The 21,360-nt window shown below is 73.4% G+C and carries 16 protein-coding genes; 7 read left to right on the forward strand and 9 right to left on the reverse strand.

What is annotated here, in order from left to right; translation table 11 throughout:
- Positions 1-40: 40 nt before the first annotated feature.
- The gene (gene glgB, locus ACFYP4_RS09975; RefSeq protein WP_358853392.1) at positions 41-2,338 is read left to right on the forward strand and encodes a 1,4-alpha-glucan branching enzyme; all 2,298 of its coding nucleotides are present in this window, start codon (positions 41-43) and stop codon (positions 2,336-2,338) included.
- Between the two features lie 28 nt (positions 2,339-2,366).
- On the opposite strand, the gene ACFYP4_RS09980 is transcribed toward glgB, so the two are convergent.
- Together ACFYP4_RS09980 and ACFYP4_RS09985 are read right to left on the reverse strand one after the other, a co-directional pair.
- Positions 2,367-3,791: a M1 family metallopeptidase gene (locus ACFYP4_RS09980; protein WP_358853391.1), complete on the reverse strand. Its 1,425-nt coding sequence runs from the start codon at positions 3,789-3,791 to the stop codon at positions 2,367-2,369.
- Positions 3,792-3,924: 133 nt separating this feature from the next.
- Complete coding sequence (locus tag ACFYP4_RS09985) at positions 3,925-4,713, reverse strand: PIG-L deacetylase family protein (protein WP_358853390.1); 789 nt, start codon at positions 4,711-4,713, stop codon at positions 3,925-3,927.
- 202 nt (positions 4,714-4,915) lie between these two features.
- Between ACFYP4_RS09985 and ACFYP4_RS09990 the strand changes: the two genes are divergently transcribed.
- Both ACFYP4_RS09990 and ACFYP4_RS09995 read left to right on the forward strand, forming a co-directional pair.
- Positions 4,916-5,809 carry a Gfo/Idh/MocA family oxidoreductase gene (locus ACFYP4_RS09990; protein ID WP_358853389.1) on the forward strand — a complete coding sequence of 298 codons (894 nt, stop codon included), beginning with the start codon at positions 4,916-4,918 and terminating at the stop codon, positions 5,807-5,809.
- Positions 5,810-5,881: 72 nt separating this feature from the next.
- Entirely contained in the window at positions 5,882-6,847 is a 966-nt protein-coding gene (locus ACFYP4_RS09995) for an ATP-dependent DNA ligase (protein WP_388784443.1), read from the forward strand.
- Between the two features lie 52 nt (positions 6,848-6,899).
- Here ACFYP4_RS09995 and ACFYP4_RS10000 read toward each other — a convergent pair whose 3' ends face one another.
- Positions 6,900-8,240 carry an MFS transporter gene (locus tag ACFYP4_RS10000; protein ID WP_388784446.1) on the reverse strand — a complete coding sequence of 447 codons (1,341 nt, stop codon included), beginning with the start codon at positions 8,238-8,240 and terminating at the stop codon, positions 6,900-6,902.
- Positions 8,241-8,485: 245 nt separating this feature from the next.
- Between ACFYP4_RS10000 and ACFYP4_RS10005 the strand changes: the two genes are divergently transcribed.
- The gene (locus tag ACFYP4_RS10005; RefSeq protein WP_388784449.1) at positions 8,486-9,655 is read left to right on the forward strand and encodes a hypothetical protein; all 1,170 of its coding nucleotides are present in this window, start codon (positions 8,486-8,488) and stop codon (positions 9,653-9,655) included.
- 144 nt (positions 9,656-9,799) lie between these two features.
- Here the strand turns inward: ACFYP4_RS10005 and ACFYP4_RS10010 are convergent, their stop codons facing one another.
- The 4 genes from ACFYP4_RS10010 to ACFYP4_RS10025 form a co-directional block, all read right to left on the reverse strand.
- Positions 9,800-11,923, reverse strand: a complete 2,124-nt coding sequence (locus tag ACFYP4_RS10010; protein ID WP_388784452.1) for a xanthine dehydrogenase family protein molybdopterin-binding subunit — start codon at positions 11,921-11,923, stop codon at positions 9,800-9,802.
- 60 nt (positions 11,924-11,983) lie between these two features.
- Positions 11,984-12,976, reverse strand: coding sequence for an FAD binding domain-containing protein (locus ACFYP4_RS10015; RefSeq protein ID WP_388784455.1), 993 nt, complete (start codon positions 12,974-12,976; stop codon positions 11,984-11,986).
- The gene (locus tag ACFYP4_RS10020) at positions 12,973-13,533 is read right to left on the reverse strand and encodes a (2Fe-2S)-binding protein (RefSeq protein ID WP_388784458.1); all 561 of its coding nucleotides are present in this window, start codon (positions 13,531-13,533) and stop codon (positions 12,973-12,975) included. Before ACFYP4_RS10020 ends, ACFYP4_RS10015 begins: the two co-directional genes overlap by 4 nt.
- 151 nt (positions 13,534-13,684) lie before the next feature.
- Positions 13,685-14,173, reverse strand: a complete 489-nt coding sequence (locus ACFYP4_RS10025) for a DUF5709 domain-containing protein (protein WP_388784461.1) — start codon at positions 14,171-14,173, stop codon at positions 13,685-13,687.
- 293 nt (positions 14,174-14,466) lie between these two features.
- On the opposite strand from ACFYP4_RS10025, the gene ACFYP4_RS10030 reads away from it, so the two are divergent.
- The gene (locus ACFYP4_RS10030; RefSeq protein ID WP_358853381.1) at positions 14,467-14,823 is read left to right on the forward strand and encodes a hypothetical protein; all 357 of its coding nucleotides are present in this window, start codon (positions 14,467-14,469) and stop codon (positions 14,821-14,823) included.
- A 113-nt stretch (positions 14,824-14,936) separates the two neighbouring features.
- Here the strand turns inward: ACFYP4_RS10030 and ACFYP4_RS10035 are convergent, their stop codons facing one another.
- Positions 14,937-16,826: a discoidin domain-containing protein gene (locus ACFYP4_RS10035; protein WP_358853380.1), complete on the reverse strand. Its 1,890-nt coding sequence runs from the start codon at positions 16,824-16,826 to the stop codon at positions 14,937-14,939.
- A 382-nt stretch (positions 16,827-17,208) separates the two neighbouring features.
- Positions 17,209-18,204: a LacI family DNA-binding transcriptional regulator gene (locus ACFYP4_RS10040; protein WP_358853379.1), complete on the reverse strand. Its 996-nt coding sequence runs from the start codon at positions 18,202-18,204 to the stop codon at positions 17,209-17,211.
- A gap of 530 nt (positions 18,205-18,734) precedes the next feature.
- On the opposite strand from ACFYP4_RS10040, the gene ACFYP4_RS10045 reads away from it, so the two are divergent.
- Both ACFYP4_RS10045 and ACFYP4_RS10050 read left to right on the forward strand, forming a co-directional pair.
- Positions 18,735-19,853 (forward strand): GNAT family N-acetyltransferase, encoded by a 1,119-nt coding sequence (locus ACFYP4_RS10045; RefSeq protein ID WP_388784465.1) that lies wholly within the window; start codon positions 18,735-18,737, stop codon positions 19,851-19,853.
- Between the two features lie 197 nt (positions 19,854-20,050).
- Positions 20,051-21,280, forward strand: coding sequence for a DegT/DnrJ/EryC1/StrS family aminotransferase (locus tag ACFYP4_RS10050; protein WP_388784468.1), 1,230 nt, complete (start codon positions 20,051-20,053; stop codon positions 21,278-21,280).
- Positions 21,281-21,360 lie beyond the last annotated feature (80 nt).

Consider the following 21,360-nt stretch of genomic DNA (forward strand, 5'->3'; position numbering starts at 1 on the left):
CGCCCTTCTCCCTTTCCCTGTCCAAGGAGGCTCCAGAGCCGTGGCACCCCACACCACAGTCGTTCCCGATCCGTCGGCCCCCGCCCCGCCGTCCGGCACGCCGGAACCCGCCCCCATGACCTCCCGGGCGGGACCGCCGCAGTCCGGCCGGGACACCCGCGGCGTACGGCGGGCCGCCGCGATGGACGCGACGGACCGCGCGCGTCTGCTGTCGGGTGCCCACCACGACCCGCATTCCCTGCTCGGCGCCCACCCGGTCCCCGGCGGTGTCCGGTTCCGCGTCCTGCGGCCCTACGCCCGGACCGTGAGCGTCCGGGTCGACGGGAAGCGGACACCGCTGCACGACGAGGGCGACGGGCTGTTCTCCGGCGTCCTGCCGCTCGACGCCGTCCCCGCGTACACGCTGCTCGTGGCGTACGACGGCGACGAGTCCGAGGTGGCGGATCCGTACCGCTTCCTGCCCGCCCTCGGCGACCTCGACCTGCATCTGATCGCCGAGGGGCGGCACGAGGAGCTGTGGCGGGCGCTCGGCGCCCGGCCGATGGTCCACGACGGCGTCACCGGAACCCGTTTCACGGTGTGGGCGCCCAACGCCCGCGGCGTCAGGGTCTGCGGCGACTTCTGCCACTGGGACGGCACCGCGTACCCGATGCGCTCGCTCGGCTCCACGGGCGTGTGGGAGCTGTTCCTCCCCGGCCTCGGTGCGGGCGCGACGTACAAGTTCGACATCACCCGTCCGGACGGGACGCACACCCTGCGCGCCGACCCGATGGCCCGGCGTGCCGAGGTGCCGCCGGCGACCGCCTCGATCGTGACGGAGTCGTCCTACGAGTGGGGCGACGCGGACTGGATGGCGCACCGGGCGGACGTGCCGCTGCACGAGGCGCCGTTCTCGGTGTACGAGGTCCACCTGGCGTCCTGGCGGCCCGGTCTGACCTACCGCGAGCTGGCCGAGCAGCTTCCCGCCTACGTTGCCGAGCTCGGCTTCACCCACGTCGAGCTGATGCCGGTGGCCGAACACCCCTTCGGCGGCTCCTGGGGCTACCAGATCACCGGCTTCTACGCGCCGACGTCCCGGCTGGGTGCACCGGACGACTTCAGGTACCTGGTCGACGCCCTGCACCGGGCGGGCATCGGCGTGCTGATGGACTGGGTGCCCGCGCACTTCCCGCGCGACGACTGGGCACTGGCCCAGTTCGACGGGACTCCGCTGTACGAGCACGGAGACCCGCACCGGGCGGCCCATCCCGACTGGGGAACGCTGGAGTTCGACTACGGGCGCCGCGAGGTGCGCAACTTCCTGGTCGCCAACGCCGTGTACTGGTGCGAGGAGTTCCACATCGACGGCCTGCGCGTGGACGCCGTCGCCTCCATGCTCTACCTCGACTACTCCCGCGAGCCCGGCCAGTGGACACCCAACATGTACGGGGGCAACGAGGATCTCCACGCCGTCTCCTTCCTCCAGGAGATGAACGCCACCGTGTACCGGCGCAACCCGGGCGTCGTCACCATCGCGGAGGAGTCCACCGCCTGGGACGGCGTCACCCGCCCGACCTCCGACGGCGGCCTGGGCTTCGGGCTGAAGTGGAACATGGGCTGGATGCACGACTCGCTGGTCTACATCTCCAAGGACCCGGTGCACCGCAAGTACCACCACAACGAGATGACCTTCTCGATGGTGTACGCGTACAGCGAGAACTACGTGCTGCCCGTCTCCCACGACGAAGTCGTCCACGGCAAGCAGGCGCTGGTGGCCAAGATGCCCGGCGACTGGTGGCAGCAGCGCGCCAACGAACGCGCCTATCTGGGTTACATGTGGGCCCACCCCGGCAAGCAACTCCTGTTCATGGGGCAGGAGTTCGCGCAGGGCGGCGAGTGGTCCGAGGCGAACGGGCCCGACTGGTGGCTGCTCGACCCCGCCTACGACGCCGAGCCGGACCACCGCGGTGTCCGCGACCTCGTCCGCGATCTCAACACCGTCTACCGGGACGCGCCCGCCCTGTGGCAGCGCGACACGGACCCCGCGGGCTTCTCCTGGGTGGTGGGCGACGCGGCCGAGGACAACGTGTTCGCGTTCCTCCGCCACGCCGCCGACGGCACGCCGCTGCTCGCCGTCAGCAACTTCTCCCCGGTCGTCCGGCACGACTACCGGCTCGGGGTCCCGGACGACGTGCCCGCCTGGCACGAGGTCCTCAACACCGACCTCGCCCGCTACGGCGGCAGCGACATCGCGAACCCCGGTCCGCTGAAGCCCGAACCGGAGCCGAGCCACGGCCGTCCCGCCTCGCTGCGCCTGACCCTGCCGCCGCTGACGACGCTGTGGCTGCGGCCGGCCTGACGGGACGGCTCCGGTCACTCGGCGCGCGTCACGCCGCGGGCGGTTTGCCCGCGGTGCCGATCCAGGTGTGGAACAGCGCGCCGAGGTCCTTGCCGGACAGCCGCTCAGCGAGCCGGACGAACTGCGCCGTGGTGCCGTGGCCGCCGCGGTGGCCGGTGGCCCACGCGCGCAGGACGCGGAAGAAGACCGGGTCGCCGACGGCGGTGCGCAGCTTGTGCAGGGCCATGGCCCCGCGGGCGTACACGGGGGTCGCGAAGATGTGTGCGCCGTCGCCGGGGTCGGCGGGCGCGAACTCCCACAGGTCGTCACCGGCCGGGCGCGCGTACAGGCCGTCGAAGGTCCGCTGCGCGCTGTCGCCGCCGTGCTGCTCGGCGTAGAGCCACTCGGCGTAGGTCGCGAAGCCCTCGTTGAGCCAGATGTCCTTCCAGCTGGTCAGCGAGACGGAGTCGCCGAACCACTGGTGGGCGCTCTCGTGCACGAGGGTGCTCAGGTCCGGCGCGCGGTCGTAGACGGGACGGGTCTGGGTCTCCAGTGCGTAGCCGACCCGAGGGGCGTGGTCGACGATCGAGCCGGCGGCCCGGAAGGGGTACGGGCCGAACAGCCCGCTCTCCCAGGCGAGCACCGAGGGCAGCTTCCTGAGGACGGGGGCAGCCTCGGCCGCCTCGCGCGGGTCCACCGCGTTGTACACCTCGAGCCCGTCCGGGGTGGTGTACCGCTCGACCTCGAACGTGCCCACCGTCGCCGTGGCGAGGTAGGCGGCCATCGGCTCGGACTGCCGCCAGCGGAAGGTGGTGCGGCCGTGGGCGGTCCGCTGTCCGATCAGGACGCCGTTGGACACCGCGGTGCGTCCCTCGGGGACGGTGACGGCGATGTCGAAGGCGGCCTTGTCCGTGGGGTGGTTGTTCGCCGGGAACCAGGTCATGGCGCCCTGCGGTTCACCGGCCACGAACGCGCCGTCGTCCGTGGGGATCCAGCCGTCCGGGGAGCCGTCCGGATCGGTGACCGGTCCGGGGGTGCCCCCGTAGGTGACGGTGACGCGGAACTCCTGGTGCTTGCGCAGGGGGTGCCGTGGCGTGACCACCAGTTCCTGGCCGTCCCTGCGGAAGGACGCCTTCTCGTGGCCGACCGTGACGCCGGTGACCTTGTGGCCCTTGAGGTCGAGGTCGAAGCGGGTGAGCCGCTGGGTGGCCCGGGCGGTGACGACCGCCTTGCCGTCGAGGTGGCGGGCGGCCGGGTCGTAGCCGAGGGTCAGGGCGTAGTGGCGGACGTCGTAGCCGCCGTTGCCTGCGAGGGGGAAGTACGGGTCCCCGGCGCCGGGGGCTGCGCCCGTCCCGGCCGCCCCGGGTGAGGCGGCCGCCAGCAGGGCGGCGACGGCGACGGGGACGACCGCGGCGACGGCTTCCCGGCGGAGGACGGCCGGGCGCCCGGAGGCCTGCTGACGGGGCAGAGTCACGTTCGCTCCAGGGGAGGTGGCGGTGATCAACGCCGTACAGCCTAGGCTCAGGACCGGCCGGAGAAACCCTCGATCAGGTCAAGTCCCGTCGGCAGGCCGCACGTCCGTCGTCTCCCGCCGGCCCTGCGGCCGCTCACACCCAGGGCGGCGGGCCGTCGGGGATGAGCTGATGGACGTCGAAGAGGACCGCGGCCTCGACGCCGAGCGCCCGGCCCGCCGCGCGGCCCACCCAGGTCAGGAACGGGCCCGGCGCGAAACCCTGGTCGCCCAGTCCCCTGGTGTACTCGGCGTGTGCCGCCAGTGAGGCGATGCCCTGCTCCAGCGGCTCTCCCGTCACGTCCACGCCGTGGGTGGGGTGTTCGGCGCCGGCGACGCACACCATACGGATGCCGTTCCAGGGCCGCAGTCCCTCGTTCTCCAGCTCCGGGAAGATCCAGCGGTTGCCGGCGTCCCGGGCCGCGTCGAGGGCGGCCAGGCCCACGGCGCGGTGGTCGGCCTGGTTCGTCATGCCGCCGATCATGCGGACGGTGAACGCGCCGGTGACCACGACCTCGGGGCGGTGACGCCGCAGCGCCCGCACGATGTCCCGTCGCAGGTCCGGCCCGTACTCGACGACACCGTCGCGGTGGTCGAGGAACTCGACCGTGTCGACGCCGACTTCGAGGGCCCCGGCCCGCTCCTCGGCCTCGCGCAACGGCTTCGCCCGGTCCGGGTGCAGACCGTCGATGCCGGCTTCGCCGCGCGTCGCGAGGAGATACGCGACCTGTTTGCCCTGGGCCGTCCAGCGGGCGACCGCGCAGGCGGGACCGTACTCCAGGTCGTCGGGGTGCGCCGCCACCGCGAGACACCGCTGCCAGTCCTCGGGCAGTGCGGGCAGAGAAGGGCCGTCCGTGATGCCGGCTTCGTCGTGTGTGGGATCCATGACCGAATGATGACGCTGTGCACCGGTTGCACGGCAGAGGCGCGAGGCGCGGTTCCCCGGCGTGCGCGGTCCCGGCGACGGACAGCGCTTCGGACCTGGTCAGGACCCGCCCGTTCGTGATGGAGTTCCGGTATGCCGGGCGTCCACGGCGCCCGGCAGACAACCAGCAGACGACAGACGACGGACGACAGAACGGACTTACGTGAACGGCACTACGTCGGCCTGGTCCTTTCCGCCGGTCGAAGTCGGGCTCGTCGGTGCGGGTCCCTGGGCGCGGGCCGTACACGCACGCGTGCTCGCCGCCGGTCCCGAGACGCGGCTGACGGCCGTGTGGGCGCGGCGCGCCGAGGCGGCGCGGGAGACCGCCGCGCCGTACGGAGCCGGCGTCGCCGCGAGCTTCGAGCAACTGCTCGACCGCTGCGAGGCGGTGGCCTTCGCCGTGCCCCCGGCCGTGCAGGCGGACCTCGCACCCCGGGCGGCGCGGGCGGGCCGCGCGCTGCTGCTGGAGAAGCCGCTCGGCGACGATCTGCCGTCGGCGCGGCGGCTCGCGGACGCCGTCGAGGAGGCCGGGGTCGTCTCCCAGCTCGTGCTGAGCAACCGGTATCACCCGGTGGTGCGGTCGTTCCTCGACACCGCTCGCGGGCTCGACGTCCTCGGGGCCCGCTCCTGTCTGGTGCACGGCGCCTTCCTGGGCGGCGACTTCGCGACCTCCTGGCGACTCGAACACGGCGCGCTGCTGGACCTGGGGCCCCACCTGCTGGACCTGCTGGACGCGGCCGTCGGGCCCGTCGTGGACATCCGGGGCACCGGCGACCCGCGCCGCTGGATCGAGCTGACCTGCGAGCACGCGAACGGCGCCGTCAGCCAGGCCTCGCTCTCCGGCTCCGTCAACGTCCCGCAGGGCGTCACCCGCGTCGAACTGTTCAGCGCCCGGCCTCCGCTCGTGTTCGACAGCACCGGGCTCGACGGCGAGCAGGGCTGGCCCGTGCTGCGCCGGGAGTTCGCCACCGCCGTACGCGCCGGGGTGCCGGGCGAGCTGGACGTCCGCCGCGGTCTGCGTCTGCAGACCCTGATGGCGCAGGCGCTGGACCGCTGACCGGCGGCCCCGTTCAGGGGAAAACCGGCGCGGAGCGAGTGGAGTAGGCCCTGGCCGGTCGACAACTGAGCTGTGACACTCCCGCGCATCGCCCCCATGCTCGCCACGCCCGGTGTGCTGCCCCCCACCGCACAGGACCCGCGGTGGGCCTACGAGACCAAACAGGACGGCCAGCGCGTGGTGGTCTATCTGCCCGGCGACGGCAGCGTGGTGCTGCGCGCCCGCTCCGGGGAGGACATCACGGCCGCGTACCCCGAACTGCTGCCCCTGGCTGAGGCGCTCGGGAGCACACCGGCGGTCCTGGACGGGGAGATCCTGGTCCTCGACGAGCTGGGGCGGGGCGACTTCCAGCGGCTCCAGGCACGGATGGGCCTCGCGCACGCCCCGGCCAGGGCGGCCCGCCGGGCGGCCGAGGAACCCGCCCACCTGATGCTGTTCGACGTGATGCATCTGTGGAAGGACCTGACGAAGCTCACCTATGCGCGCCGGCGCGCCGAACTGGAGGCGCTCGGTCTCGACGGGCCCGCCTGGTCCACGCCGTCGGCGATCGTGGGGCACGGCGAGGCGGCGCTCCAGCTCACCCGCGACAACGGCCTGGAGGGGCTGGTCTGCAAGCGGCTGGACTCCGTGTACGAGCCCGGAGTGCGCTCCCGCGCCTGGATCAAGATCCGGAACATGCGGATCGCGGACGTCGTCATCGGTGGCTGGTCGCCCGGCCGGGGACGGCTCACCGGGCTGCCCGGCGCCGTGCTCGTGGGACAGCGCGAGGCGGGACGGCTGCGCTACGTCGGCAGCGTGGGCACCGGCTGGAGCGAGGACGAACGACTGGCGCTCGCCAGGCTCCTGGACGCCGCCGGGAGCGCCGGCTGCCCCTTCGATCCGGCGCCGCCCGTGCCGGGGGCGCACTGGGTGCTGCCGCTCCTGGTCGGCGAGGTGCGCTACAGCACCCGGACGCGCGCCGGGATGCTGAGGCAGCCGTCGTGGCACCGGCTCCGGCCGGATCTGGCGCCGGAGGACTCCGCGGCCGATCTGCCCTGACGGGGCTGTCCCCGGATCTCGTAGCAGCGCGGGAACGGTGGCGGTCCGGGCCTCAGACCTCGTAGCGGCGCAGGGCCGGTGTCGCTAGGGCCAGGATCAGCGTGCCGGCCACGACCAGCAGTCCGCCGGCCACGACGGCCGTACGCGCACCGAACTGCGATCCGGCCGTCCCGTGCAGGACGTCGGCCAGACGGGGGCCGCCCGCGACCACCACCGTGAAGACGCCCTGCATGCGTCCGCGCATCTCGTCCGTGGCGGCCGAGAGCAGGATGGCGCCGCGGAAGACCATGGAGACCATGTCGGCGACGCCCGCGGCGGCGAGGAAGGCCACGGCCACCCACAGGCTGCTGCTCAGGCCGAAGCCCGTGATCGCCGCTCCCCAGGCCATGACGGCGACGAGGACCATGAGGCCGTGCCGGCGGGCCCGGGAGAACGTGCCGGACAGCAGTCCGCCGGCCATCGCGCCGACGGGGATCGCCGCGAACAGCAGTCCGAGCGCCAGCCCTTCCCCGTAGGGTCCGTACGTCTGGGAGGCCAGCTGCGGGAAGAGGGCCCTGGGCATGCCGAAGACCATGGCGATGATGTCGGCGAGGAAGGAGAGCAGCAGCACCTTGTGCAGCGAGATGTAGCGGAAGCCCGCGACGACCTCGCGCAGTCCCGCTCGCCGGGACGCGGCGTCGGTCAGGGGCGGCAGCGCGGGGAGCCGGTGGACGGCCCACACGGTGAGGCACAGGGCGAGTGCGTCGATGAGATAGAGCTCGGCCAGGCCGATCACCGGGATCAGGGCGCCGGCCAGCAACGGCCCGGCGATGAGTCCCGTCTGCATGACGGTCGAACCGAGGGCGTTCGCGGCGGCCAGTTCCTCCGTGGGGACCAGCCGCGCGATGGACGCGGTGCGGGCCGGGGCGTTGAGGCCGAAGAACGCCTGCTGGAGGGCGAGCAGCACCATCAGTACGAGCACCGAACCGAGTCCGGTGACGGCCTGTATCCAGAACAGCAGCGAGGTGACGGCGACCCCGGTGTTGGTGACGAGGAGCAGTTTGCGGCGGTCCACGCTATCGGCGACGGCGCCGCCCCACAGGGCGAAGACCACGAGCGGCAGGAGGCCGGCGAGGCTCGCGTAGCCGACCCAGGCCGAGGAGCCGGTGAGGTCGTAGATCTGCTTGGGCACCGCGACGGCGGTGAGCTGACTGCCCACGGCGGTGACGACGGTCGACGACCAGAGCCGGCGGTAGGCGGGCCGGCGCAGCGGCCGGGTGTCCATGCCCCAGCGGCGCCAGCCGCCGCGGGGCGTGGCCGCCTCCGCCGGATCCGCCGTCGCGTCGTGCGGCTCCGCGTCGTTGTCGGTGGTGTTGCTGGTGGTGTCCACGGCCGTCCTGGATGCTCGATACATCTTCCGGTGACAGCATTCACTGTCGTCGACCCGGGCAACCACCCGCACCGGTGTCTCGTCCCCGGCCGCCGTCCGGAGACCGGCCCGCCGCGTACCGACGGGTCTCACCCCTGCGGAGGACCGGACTCACACAGGTGCCGCACCCAAGTGGCGAGGTGGTTGGCGGCCCCATAGAAGTGGTCAGCATCAGCTTGCCTATCGCTTCGGGGAGCGATGGCAGCCGCACCCTCTTCATGGAGCCGACCATGACCACCCGCTCTTTCTCCTTCTCTCCCAGCCCGGACCAGCCGGAGATACCCGCGGACAGCGCGGCCCGTCCGCCCGCGCCGCCCCTGCCCCCCGTGCCGCCCGCGGACCCGGAACCGGCCGCTGAGGCGCCGCCCGCGCGCCCGGCACAGGAGGGGCCCGTGCGGGCCGGGCCCGCGACTCAGGACCAGTACGCCGATCCTGTGCGCGGTCTGGTGCACGCCGCCGTCGCCGACCGGCCGCTGGAAGAGGTGGTGCAGCTCATCACGCTCCTGGAGCAGTCACCGGAGTACGCGCGTGCCACCGTCGACGCGCTGCGGGCCGTAGGCGTGGACCGGTCGGTCGAGGACGTCACGCGGCTCGTGGCGCTGCTGACCCGCCCGCCCCGGAGTCCCGACTGCGCCGACGAGGCGATCCGCGCCGCGGCGGAGTCCCGTCCCGTGGAGGACGTCACCCGGCTGATGACGCTGCTGAACCGCGCGCCGCTGGAGCAGCACTGCGGCGAGGAGGCCGTACGGGCCGCAGCGAACCGGCCCGTCGAGGAACTCGTACAGCTGATCGGCCGACTGGCCCAGGAGCGGGAGCGGGACCTGCCGGTGCACGGGACGGGTCTGCTGGCGGGACTCTCCGTCGTCCCGTCGTCGCAGACGTCCCCGGCGGACCTGCCGCCGGACGACCGCTGGGCGCCGGACGGTCACGGCCCAGCGCCGCTTCAGCGGCGCCCCCGTCCGCCGCGCAGGGAAGGCGCTGCCCCGGCCTGGCCGAGCCGACTGGCTGCCGCGGCCCTCCTGTTGTGCGCGCTGGCCTACTTCCCGCTGCACCGGGGCAGCGCGTCCGCGAACGCCTACGGCTTCGCCCTCGGCGCCTCGGCGCTGTGTCTGCTGATGGCGCTGGTGCTGGTCCTGAGGAACGCCCTGCCGGTCCTCGCGACCGCCGTGGTGGTGCCGACGGCACTGGCCGTCATGCAGCTGTTCGAAGGCAGGCTCCGGTCGCCGGGCCTGTCCCAGGCCCTGGAGATCACCGTCGCGCCGCCGTGGGCCGCCGGTCTCATGTCGGTGATCGCCGCGCTCGCGGCCGTCACGGCCCTGCTGGCGCTCCTCGCTTCGGAGAAGCTCGGCGGGCGTCCCGAACGCCGGCCGCTTGCGGAGGCCCGGCGCACACCGGAGTGACATCAGTGGCCGCCGCGAGCCGGCCCCCTGCGCGCCGACTGCGCGGGCCTGCGATCCGCAGGCCCGCGCACGTCTGTCCGGCCCGGCGCCCTGAGCCCCGAGTGGACGACCTGCCGTCGGCGTTCGGGCCGGCCGGGCCCGCCCTCACCCAAGGCGCGTCCCGGCTCCGTACCCCGCCAGGGCGGTCCGTACCCGGTCCGGGGTCAGGGGCAGTTCACGCAGGCGGACGCCGGTCGCGTGGTGGACGGCGTTGCCGATGGCGGCCGCCGTCCCGACGATGCCGATCTCGCCGATCCCCTTGCTGCCCATGGGGTTGAGGTGGGGGTCGTCCTCGTCGATCCAGTGGGCCTCGACGGCGGGCACGTCCGCGTGGGCGGGCACGTGGTACGACGCCAGGTCGGACTCCGCGAAGTCGCCGAACGCGGCGTCCATCGTGCTTCCCTCGGTCAGCGCCATGCCGAGCCCCATCGTCATGCCGCCGATGAACTGGGAACGTGCCGTACGGGGATTGAGAATGCGTCCGGCGGCGTACACACCCAGCAGGCGGCGCACCCGCACCTCGCCGGTGACGGTGTCGACGGTGACCTCTGCGAAGTGGGCGCCGAAGGCGTGCCGGGCGTAGTCGCTCTCGGCGTCCGCGCTGCCGGCGGTGTCCGCACGCGCCTCGATCCCGGGGTCCGGCAGCGGTCCCGCGTGTCCGGCCAGGCGGGACTTGAGGCGGGTGCACGCCTCGTGCACGGCCCAGCCCCAGGACGCGGTGCCGGACGAACCGCCGGCCAGTGGAGCGGCGGGCAGGTCACTGCTTCCCACCTCGGTGCGGACGCGTCCGAGCGGCACGTCGAGGGCGTCGGCGGCGACCTGGGCCAGGACCGTGCGGGCCCCGGTGCCGATGTCCGTGGCGTTGATCCGCACCACGAAGTCACCGTCGGGCAGGGCGCGGGCGGCCGCGGTGGAGGGCGACACCAGTACCGGGTAGGTCGCGGCCGCCACGCCCGACCCCACCAGCAGGGGGCCCTCGGACCGTGACCGCGGGCGGGGATCGCGGCGCGCCCAGTCGAACCGCCGTGCCCCCTCCCGCAGACACTCCACCAGGTGCCGGCTGCTGAAGGGCTTGCCGCTGTCGGGCTCGGTGTCCGGCTCGTTGGCGATGCGCAGCTCCACGGGGTCCATGCCGAGTTCGACGGCCAGTTCGTCCATCGCCGACTCGAGCGCGTACATGCCCGGGGCCTCGCCCGGCGCACGCATCCAGGACGGGCTGGGGACGTCCAGCGGCACCACCCGGTGGGTGGTGAGACTGTGCGGCGAGGCGTACATGACCCGGGTGGGCATCGCGGCCTGCTCCACGAACTCCTTGATGCGCGACGTGTACGTGGTGACCTCGTGGAGGACCGAGGTGAGGGTGCCGTCCGCGGCGGCGCCGAGCCGGACGCGCTGGAGCGTGGGCGCGCGGTGCCCGACCACGGCGGGCAGGTGGCGCCGGGGCAGGTTGACCGTGACGGGTCGGCCCGTCACCCGTGCCGCCATCGCCGCGAGCACCACGTGCGGGCGGGGTGTGCCCTTGGACCCGAAGCCGCCGCCGACGTGTTCGGACACGACGGTGACGCGGTCCTCCGGGATCTCGAACATCTGGGCCAGCACGGTACGTACCGTGCTGGCGCCCTGACTGGAGTCGTGCACCACGAGCCGGTCGCCCTCCCAGCGCGCGGTCGCGGCGTGCGGCTCCATGGGGTGGTTGTGCAGCGGCGGCACCCGGTAGTCGGTGTCGACCCGGACCGCCGCGGAGTCGTAGGCGCCCTCGGGGTCGCCGAGTTCGCGGTGGGCGGGGTAGCCGCCGTTGGCCTCTTCGGGGACGTACGCCGCGGGATGCCCCTCGGTGAGCGTCACATCGTGGTCCCGGGCCGTGTAGTCCACGCGCACGGCGGCGGCGCCGGCCCGGGCCGCCTCCAGTGTCTCGGCGACGACCAGTGCCACGAACCAGCCCCGGTGCGGGACCCGGTCGTTCTGCAGGACGGCGAGCGTGGCGTCGTCGGGTTCGGCGACCCGGGGCGCGTTCTCGTGCGTGAGCACCGACAGCACGCCGGGCACGTCGAGGGCGGCCGCGGTGTCGATGGCGTGGACGGATCCGGCGGCGACCGACGCGGGCACGGGCCACGCGTGCGCCCGGCCCGGCAAAGGGTGTTCGGCGGCGTAGCGGGCGGCGCCGGTGACCTTGTCCCGGCCCTCCCGGCGCTCGGCGGGCGCGCCCAGCGCGGTACCGGTGTCGGCCATGGGGTCCTCCTGGTGCGTGCGGGGTTCCGGCCGTGCCGGGTGCCGGTCCGGGTGCTGGGTTCAGGTGACGGCGGGCGGCGCGAGCCGGCTCAGGACGTCGACGGCGAGATCGCGGGCCAGGCCCACCTTGTAGGCGTTGTCGCGCAGCGGCCGGGCGTCCTCGAGTTCGAGGCCGACGGCGTGCTCGAAGGCGGCGGTGGTGGGGGCCGCCCCCAGCAGTGCCGCTTCGGCGCGGCGGGCCCGCCAGGGGCGGTGGGCCAGCCCGCCGAAGGCGATCCCGGCGTGCCGGACGACGCCGTCGCCCACCTGGAGCACGGCTGCCACGGAGGCGAGGGCGAAGGCGTACGACGCGCGGTCGCGGGCCTTGCGGTAGGCGCAGGGCAAGCCGGACGTGGCGGCGGGGAGCACCACCCCGGTGATGAGTTCCCCGGGTGCGATCTCGGTGTCCAGGTCGGGGCGGTCCCCCGGCAGCCGGTGGAACTCGGCCACCGGCACGGTGCGGTCGCCGTCGGGGCCGTACAACTCGACGTGTGCGTCGAGCGCGGCGAGCGCGACGGCCATGTCGGAGGGGTGCGTGGCGATGCACTGCTCGGAGTGGCCGAGCACCGCGTGGTCGCGGTGGACGCCGTCGCGGGCGCCGCAGCCCGAGCCGGGTTCGCGCTTGTTGCAGGGCTTGGTGACGTCCTGGAAGTAGGAGCAGCGGGTGCGCTGGAGGAGGTTGCCGCCGGTGGTGGCGACGTTGCGCAGCTGCCCCGAGGCGCCCGCGAGGATCGCCTGGGAGAGCACGGGGTAGCGGTCCCGGACCGTCGGGTGGGCGGCGAGGTCGCTGTTGCGGACGGTCGCTCCGACCCGTACGGAACCGTCGGGCAGTTCCTCCACGGTGTCCAGGGGCAGCCGGCTGACGTCGACGAGGGCGGCGGGCCGTTCCACGCCGAGCTTCATCAGGTCCATGAGGTTGGTGCCGCCGCCGAGGTAGCGGGCGCCGGGTTGCGCCGCGTGTGCGGCGGTCGCCTCCTCGACGCTGGCGGCCCGGACGTACGCGAAGGGCTTCACCGGACCACGTCCTCGACGGCCTCGACGATGTGCGGATAGGCGCCGCAGCGGCAGAGGTTGCCGCTGAGCCGCTCACGGATCTCGTCCGCGTCCAGCGGCACGGGCCTGCCGGCGGGGGTGGCCGGGTCGGTCACGTGCGAGGGGTGGCCCGCCTCCGCCTCGGCCACCGCGCCGACGGCGCTGCAGATCTGTCCCGGCGTGCAGTAGCCGCACTGGAACGCGTCGCGGTCCACGAACGCCTGCTGCATCGGATGGAGGGCCTCGCCGTCGCCGCCGGCGAGGCCCTCGACGGTCGTGACGTCGCTGCCGTCGAGGGCGACCGCCGGCAGGAGACAGCTGTTGACGCGCCGGCCGCCCACCAGGACGGTGCAGGCACCGCACTGGCCGTGGTCACAGCCCTTCTTGGCGCCCGTGAGGCCGAGGTCCTCGCGCAGCACGTCCAGCAGGACGGAGCGGTGGTCGACGGTCAGGGTGTGCGGCTTGCCGTTCACCCGGAGGGTCACCTCGGAGTGGTGGCGGTCGGGTGGGGCGGTGCCGTGCGGGGAGTCGGGATCCACGGATGACCTCCAGGTGGGGGTTGCCGGCGCGGGGTCGGTGGCTGCGGGCCGCCGGGGCCTGTCCGGCACTTCCCGTCGTCACCGGGAAGACGGCCTCGCCCATGTCGGCGCGTGGCGTCGCCAGGCGGGCGGGAAGTGCCGGACAGGTCACTCAGAGGGAGTCGGTCTCGTCGTCCGGGATCAGGTGGACGGCCGCCTCCTCGGCGGAGGCGGCGCCCCCGTCGATGCCCATGTCCTCGGCGAGCATGTCCTTCTCGGCCGCCTCGTGGGCGCCCTCGTCGGGAGCGACCAGGCGCCCGGCGCGGTCCTGCCCGACCTCGTCGCCCACCGGTTCCCCCTCGCCGCCGGGGAGGTCGCCCAGTCCGTCACCGGCATCGGGCTCCGCGAGGGCGGGGTCCGGACGCTCCTCGGACAGCCGCTGGTCCAGGCTCTCGCCCTCCCGCTGCTCCCGCGCGGTCGTCCCCTCGTGCTCCACGGCCAGCGGGCGCTCGGGCGGCGACCAGCCCCCCTCGTAGGGGTCGGACTCGCGGTCGTTCAGGGTGTCCTCCGGATCGAGGATGCCGTCGTCCTCGCGGCCCTCGGCGCCGTCGGGCTGGTAGACCTCGTCGCCCATGACTTCTTCGTTGTCCTGACTGCTCATGGTGTCTGTGTCCTCCGGACGGACGGAAGTGTTGTCTTGCAGCCCGCGTATCCAGGCTGCGCCAGACCACACGTTCCGGCACTCCAGGGACAGGTGGTGAACACGGTGCGTGACGACTGCCGCCGGGGCGGGCGGAGAGGGCGGACATGGTCATGTCCGCTTGACCCACCCCCCGGCCCGCTGTCGGACGACGGACCGGGAGGCGTGACCGGGGACGGATTCGCAAGGCCGTGACCGAGGACGGAAACCGGAGGTCATGACCGGGGAGCCGATCGCACGTCTAGGCTCACCGCATGGAACAGACGGAGATCATCCTGCGAGCCATCGGCGTCCTCACCGAGACCAACGCGATGGTCCGCAGGATCGCTCAGGACGAGGACGCCGAGGTCGACTCGACCGAGAGCCAGCTCGGCGCGCTCGTGACGGAGGTGTTCCCGAGTGTCGAGGTGCCCGCGGACGCCGGTCCCGCCGAAGCCGGACAGGCCGTCGCGGACGCCTATCTGCCCGCCACCATCTCGCTCGTGGGCGCCTTCGCCTTCCTCTTCTCCGAGCTCGCCGACGTGCACGACTCCGGGCGGACCGACGTCACGTCGGCCGATCTTCTTCAGGAACTGGCGCTGCGGATGTCGCGGGCGGGCGAGCAGAGCTGACGTGCTGTGGGGCCGGGTTCCGGCAGCCCGTCCGGACTCCTCCGGGAGGGCTGCCGCACGCGGTCAGGTGGACGAGGCCGGTCGCCGGACCGTAGGTGAGGGTACGGCTGCGGTCATCGCTTCTGTTCCACGCGCACCCAGTCGACCTCAGCCCGCACTCCCCCGGCGGCGACCCGGTCGACGCTCGACTGGGGCAGGCCCCAGTAGGGCGTCGTGACCTTGTTCCAGCCCGCCGGATAGGCGCCGCCGAGAGCGAGGTTGAGGATGACGTACTGGTTGTGGCCGAAGACCCACTGGCCTCGCGTCGACTCCAGCTTGTTGCGCGTCGTCTCCTGGACCAGCCGGTCGTCGACGTAGAAACGCATGCCCGTGGGCGTCCATTCGACCGCGTACGTGTGCCACTGGTCGGCCCGCCCGCCGTCGGGGTAGGTCTGGCGGGCACCGATGTTGCCGTCGGCCGAGTAGCCCGGGCCGTGCAGTGCCGTGCTGGTCCAGTCGGCGTAGCCGATGTTCTCCATGATGTCGGTCTCGCCGGACCCCGGCCAGGACACCGAGGGGTCGTCGACGTCGCTGCCCAGCATCCAGAAGGCGGGCCAGAACCCGTCGCCGACCGGCAGCTTCATGCGCGCGCTGACCCGTCCGTACGTGAAGTCGAACTTGGTGTTGGTGTCGACGCGCCCGGAGGTGAAGTCGTAGGTGCCGCCGCCGGCCTGTGTGCAGCCCTTGCAGTGCTTGGCCTTCAGCAGCAGGCTCCCGTTCTGCGTGCTGATGGTGTCGGCGGAGTCGACATAGGCCTGGGACTCCCCGTTGACCGGGCCCATCTCCTGACCCGTCCTGACCACGCGCCACTTGGAGCGGTCGAGGCTCGCCGCCGTGAAGTCGTCGAAGAACGTCGTCTGGTAGGTACCGGACTGCTCGCCGGGCAGCGCGGGGTAGGCGGCCGAGGCACTGCCTCCCGTGCCCCAGACCTGGAACTCGTAGAGGGAGTAGCCGAACTGGGCCGTGGCGGGCGCCGGGTTGTAGAAGGAGCGCCGCTCCTTGCCGAGCATCCGCACGTAGCGCCCGGTCGCCGGCTGGGACAGCCGGACGGTGTCGTGGCGGCCCACCGCCTCGCCCGGGGACTTCACGTCGGCGCGGCGAGCGGCGACCTCGGCGGCGGACGGCCGGTGGACGGTGCGCCAGGTTCTGTTGTCGTCGGAGACCTGGATCTCGTAGTCGACCGCGTAGGCCGCCTCCCAGTAGAGGTCGACGGTGTCGATGGTGGACGTGGCTCCGAGGTCGACGGAGATCCAGCGGTCGGCGTTCCAGTCGCTGGACCAGCGGGTGGCGTCGCTCTTGAGGTCCGCGGGCCACCCGCCGTCGGTGACGAAGGCGGGTGAGTTGCCCGCGTGCTGGTAGCGGTTCGAGTAGGCGGGGTGGTTCAGCGCGAGGTTGGCCCGGGTGGTCGAGGCGGGGGCCGGTTCGCCGCCGTAGACCTTGAAGGAGTACAGCGAATAGCCGTAGGGCGTGGCGCGTTCGAGGCCGCGCAGGCGCACGTACCGGCCCGTCACCTCCTGCGGGTAGGTGTGCGCGGTGACGGATCCTCCGGTGCCGGCGGTCTCCGTGTAGAAGGGGGTCCAGTCGGTGCCGTTCCTGGACACCTCCAGGACGTAGCGCTTGCCGTAGGCGGCCTCCCAGTCCAGGGCGACGCGGTCGATCCGGAGAGTGGCGCCGAGGTCGACGCGGATCCACGCGTCGTCCGCGAACTGGCTGGACCAGCGCGTCGCGGAGTTGCCGTCGAAGGCGAGCCCCGGCGCGGTGCCGGCGTTCTCGCTGCCGGAGGCGGTGACGGCGGCCGGACTGGCGGCATACGCCGCGGCGGCCCGGTCGGTGTCCCAGGCCGCCGCGGCGACCGCGCCGGACTGCGGGTCCTGGGCCGCGACGGCCGTTCCCGCCGACAGCAGGGACAGGGCGGACAGGGTGGCGAGGGCGGTCATCAGCGTGCGGGGAGTACGGGCTGACATGCGGCTCTCCTTGGGGAGTCGGGGTGCCGTTCCTTGCGAGGGGGTGCCGTTCCTTGCGGGGGGTGCCATTTCTTGCGGGGGGCCGTTCCTTGCGGGGAGTGCCGTTCCTTGCGGGGGCGCCGATGTGCCGGGGGGGGCGGCGGTGCCGGACTGCGGGGCGGGAGCGGGCTGCTGTGCCGTGGTGCGAGAGGCTCCGGACTGCGGGGCGGGACTGGACTTGCGGGGCGGAGCGAGGGCTCGACTCGCGGGCACCGGAGCCGGACCTGCTTGTGCGGGGCCGGAGTTGTACCTGGCGTACGGGGTCGAGCCGGACTTGGGTGCGCGGGGTCGAGCCTTCACGAGCCCCTGCGGGGCGACTCGCGGAGTGCGGTGGGTACGCGGGCTATCGGGCCGGGGCCGAGGCGCGGACGATCACTTCCGTGGGCAGGACGACCGGCGAGGCCGGCGAGCCCGCTCCTGCCAGCCGGGCGAGGAGGAGCCGCGCCGCCGTCTCCCCCATCTCGCGCATCGGCTGGCGGACGGTGGTCAGGGAGGGTTCCGTGTGCCGGGCCACCGGGATGTCGTCGAAGCCGATCACCTCGACGTCGTCCGGTACCCGCAGCCCCGCGTCCCGCAGGGCACCCAGCACGCCGATCGCCGCGAGGTCGTTGTGCGCGAAGACCGCGTCGAACCGTCGTCCCTCGGCGAGCAGTCCCCGTACCCGGGCCCGGGCGTCGGCCTCGGTGAAGTCGCCCTCGACCACCAGGCCGACGTCGATGCCGTGGTCGGCGTGAGCGGCACGGAAGCCGTCGAGCCGATCGCGTACGCAGCCGAACCGCAGCGGGCCGGTGAGCACGAGCGGGCGGCGCCGGCCGCCGGCGAGCAGGTGCCGTGCGGCCGCCGCTCCGCCCTCGGTGTTGGCGGCCGTCACGGACGGGAACTCGGGGTGGCGGCCGCGGTCGTCGACGAGCACGACGGGCAGCCCGTCCCGGTGCAGGGCCGTCAGCATGTCGAGGGTGTTCTCCGGCTCCACGACGAGCAGTCCGTCGAAGGCGCGGGCGGACACCTGGTGGGTGAACCGGGCGACGGACTCGGCACCCCGGTTGCACGTGAACAGCAGCAGGCCGAAGCCGGCCGCCTCCACCGTGTCGACCACGCCCTGCAGGACTTCGCCCATCCAGGGCCACGTCAGCGAGGGAACCAGCATGCCGACGGTCCTGCTGCTGCCGCGTGCCAGACCGACGGCGCCCGAACTGGGCACGTAACCCATGCGGTCGATGACTCCGCGGACCTTCGCCGCCGTCGACGCGTCGACCTCCCCGCGGGTGTTGAGCACCCGCGAGACGGTCGTCTTGCTCACCCCGGCCGCCTGAGCCACATCGGCGATCGTGACGCGCATGGCTGCCTCCTGACGCTCCGGCAGGGCGACTTCACCGCTCGGAACCGGTACCGGTACCGGTTCCGGCGCTGGGCCGCGAGTCAACCGCAGTGTCATGGCGCCGTCAAGAGTTCACGCCGGACTCACCCCGCACGGGGTCCCGCGGTCCTCGTGGTTTCAGATCTTGAACGCCGCCGGGCACCGCCGACGGCGCCGGCAGGGCGGGAACACGGCTACGCAAGGGCCGTGCCGCCTGCGGCCACGCCCACCGGTCCGGCAGGCACCCTTGACACATGCGTACTGTTTCGCGACGTTTGAGCCCCGCCGAACGGTTCGGAGCTCGGTCGTCGACCGCGGGACGAGGGCGCACCGGCGTGGATCGGGGAACACCGAGGACATGACCGACCGGAGAAGGTGGCACGACGCGGCCGGTGCGTGGTGGGGGGAGCAGCCGTCCAGGCGGTGCATGAGCAGTGACCCACCTGCCTTGCCGGCCCGTGCGGTGGGCGGGGCATCCGTCGCGGAGCCCGTGGAAGGGCGGTTGATCTGAGGTGGGCATCACGGTCCACAGGCTCGACGGGCTGAGCGCCTCGCTCGGCCGGGCCTGGCATCAGGCGATGGACGAGTCGCCCGAGTACGCCAACCCCTTCCTGTCACCGGAGTTCGCGACGGGCGTCGCCCAGTACCGGGGCGGGGCCCTGGTGGCGGTCCTGCACGAGGACGGGGAACCGGTCGGCTTCCTCCCGTACGAACGCAACTCCTTCGGCGTCGGCCGGGCCATCGGTCTGGGTCTCTCCGACTGCCAGGCGCTGGTGCACCGCCCCGGGGTCACCTGGGACACCCGGCAACTGCTGCGGGCGTGCGGCCTCTGCGTCTTCGAGTTCGACCATCTCGTCGAGGAGCAGAAGCCGTTCGCCAGGCACGTGACGGGAAGGTTCGCCTCCCCGGTGATCGACCTGGACCACGGCGGTGACAGCTACGCGCAGTGGCTGCGCGGTGCCTACCCCGGGCTGGCCAAGACGACGCTGAAGAAGGAACGCCGGCTGGGGCGCGACCTGGGCGAGCTGAGGTTCGTCTACGACGAGCGCGACCCGGGGGCGCTGCGCACGCTCATGGAATGGAAGTCCGCCCAGTACCGCAGGACGGGACGGATGGACCGCTTCGCGCGGCCGTGGATCGTCGCTCTGGTGAACCATCTCTTCCGGGTCCGCGAGGAGCACTTCACCGGCGTGCTGTCCGTGGTCTACGCCGGGGACCGGCCGGTGGCCGCGCACTTCGGGCCGACGTCGCGCTCCGTGTTCGCGGCCTGGTTCACCGCGTACGACCCGGAACTGCGCTACTACTCGCCCGGGCTGATCATGCACCTCAGGATGGCCGAGGCCGCGGGGCGTGACGGTGTGCGCCTCATGGACATGGGGCGCGGCGACAAGGAGTACAAGGACTGGCTGAAGACCCGCGAGCTGCGGGTGGGCGAGGGGTTCGCGACCCGCCCGCATCCGGTGGCGGCCGCCCACCGGCTGTGGCGCCGTCCGGTGCGCGGCCTGCGGAACACGGTCCTGGCCCATCCCACGCTGCGGGACCCCGCCGACCGGCTGCTGAAGACGGTCGGCACCCTGCGGGCGTCGTCCGGCCGGCCGGACCTCGCCAGGTCGGGCAACCGCGCCCGCTGACGCGCTCCCCCGCTCCCGTTCCGGGGACGGCGAGTGTCGCCGTCCACCTGCCCCGCCGGACGTGCGGTGACGACGACGGGGGCCGCCGCAGGCCGAGGGCCCGCGCGGCTCCGACCGGCGACGTTTGCGAGGACGCTCAACTCCCGTCCGGTGACGTCCGGGAGGGCGCTCCGAGTCCTTCGACGAAAGAGGTGACGATGCCGTACGGATCGCGGCTCGCCGCGGTGATGGCACGGCGGCTCGGGCGCGAATGCGTCTACACGCCGTCGGCGCGGCTGGCCCTCTACCTCGCACTGCGGCACTGGTGCCGGCCGGGCGCCCGCGTCCTGATGTCACCGGTGACCGACGACGTGATCCTCTTCGTGGTCCTCGCGGCCGGACTGCGTCCGGTGCAGGCACCGGTGTCCGTGTGGGACGGCAACATCGATCCGGCCGCCGTCCCGGAGTCGGCCTGGCGGAACGTGGACGCCGTCCTTACCTCGAATCTGTACGGCGTGCCGGACCGCGTGGTGGAGCTGCGGCGCCGCTGCGCGGAGTTGGGCATCCCGCTGTTCGAGGACGCGGCGCACGCGATCGGCTCGCACGTGGACGGACGACCGGTCGGCACGTTCGGGACGGCGGCGGCCTTCAGCCTGTCCAAGCACGTGGCGGGCATGGCCGGCGGCTTCCTCGCCGTCGACGACGCGCGCACGCGCAGGGAGGTGGAACGGCTGCGCGACGAACTCCTGGTGCCGCGCCGCCTCGGCGGGGACCTGGCCACGACCCTGCGGCCGCTGGCGCGTTCGTCCGTGCGCGGCCTCAACCTGGTGCGTCCCGTGTGGCGCACGATGGAACGCCTCGGGATGCTCGAACGCGACGCCTACCGCATGGCGTTGGAGGCACCGCGCCTTGCCGACTGTGCCCGCCGGGCACCGAGTCTGGAGGCCTACGAACCCTGGGTCCGCGTGGATCTGCACGGCTTCAGGTCCCGTCACGGGGCCTTGGTGCGGGGGCAGTTGGCGTTGCGGATGGCCCGGCTGGACGCCGACCTGGACCGGCGCCGGATCGGTGTCTCGCTGCTGTCCGGGACCAGCTGGGCGGCACCGCCGCTCCGCGCCCGGCCCGCGGACGGTGTCCCTCTCCCCCTCTTCCGGGTCCCGCTCCTGGTCGAGGACCGGGACGCCCTGCTGCACCGCCTGGTCGGACACGGGCTGGTCTGCGGATACGTCTACGATCCCCCGCTCGACGACTACGCGGGCGCGGAGTTCGCCGAACCGTCACCCGACCCTTCGGCCGCCCGCTGGTTCGCCTCCCACACCCTTCCGGCCGATCCCCTCCTGGCCCGGAAGGTGATCAACGCGCTGACGAAGGAGCAGGCGGCCGCCGCCCGTCCCGCGCTCCCCGCGCCCCTCCCGGACAGCGCCCCGCCGCGGCCCCCGGCCGGGTGAGCCGGGCAGGCGCGCCGCGGACCGGCCGGACCGGCCGGTCGAGTGCCTCCGGCCCGGGCGCGCCACGTCAACGCCGGGCA

Source organism: Streptomyces sp. NPDC005551, from assembly GCF_042871785.1.
Taxonomy (GTDB): Bacteria; Actinomycetota; Actinomycetes; order Streptomycetales; family Streptomycetaceae; genus Streptomyces.